The following is a 438-nucleotide window of genomic DNA, read 5'->3' as shown; positions in this document are numbered from 1 at the left end:
GTATCACGTGGGCGGCTGGTACAAGCGTGAACGTGCCGCGGGCCATGGCAGCAAGGCGGGTGGCCGTGCACATGCCGCGATCAAGCTGTCAGGCGGGCAGGTCGCGTTTGCGATGACGCTGCTGGTCGTGCTGCTGTTCTCGAAGTACTTTTATCTGGCGAGCCTGAACAGCTATTACACGTTTTTTCTGATCACCAAGTTCCACCTGTCGGCACAGACGTCGCAGCTGTTCCTGTTCCTTTTCCTGTTCTCGGTGGCGGTGGGCACGATCGTGGGAGGTCCGATTGGGGATCGCGTAGGCCGCAAGGTGGTGATCTGGGTGTCGATTCTGGGCGTGGCGCCGTTCACGTTGCTGTTGCCGTACGCCAACCTGTTCTGGACGGCCGTGCTGACGGTGATCATCGGGCTGGTGCTGGCCTCGGCGTTCTCGGCCATCCT

The 438-nt window shown here is 61.2% G+C and carries 1 protein-coding gene; it reads left to right on the top strand.

Annotation, left to right across the window (positions count from 1 at the left end; translation table 11 throughout):
* The coding region (locus JWH17_RS23325; RefSeq protein ID WP_205225099.1) for an MFS transporter at positions 1 to 438 on the top strand (438 nt) is incomplete at both ends.

The sequence above is a fragment of the Desulfogranum marinum genome (genome assembly GCF_016918565.1).
GTDB classification, from domain to species: domain Bacteria; phylum Desulfobacterota; class Desulfobulbia; order Desulfobulbales; family Desulfobulbaceae; genus Desulfogranum; species Desulfogranum marinum.
The sequence above is the reverse complement of the archived record's forward strand: the minus strand, read 5'-3'. Positions and strand labels throughout refer to the sequence as shown.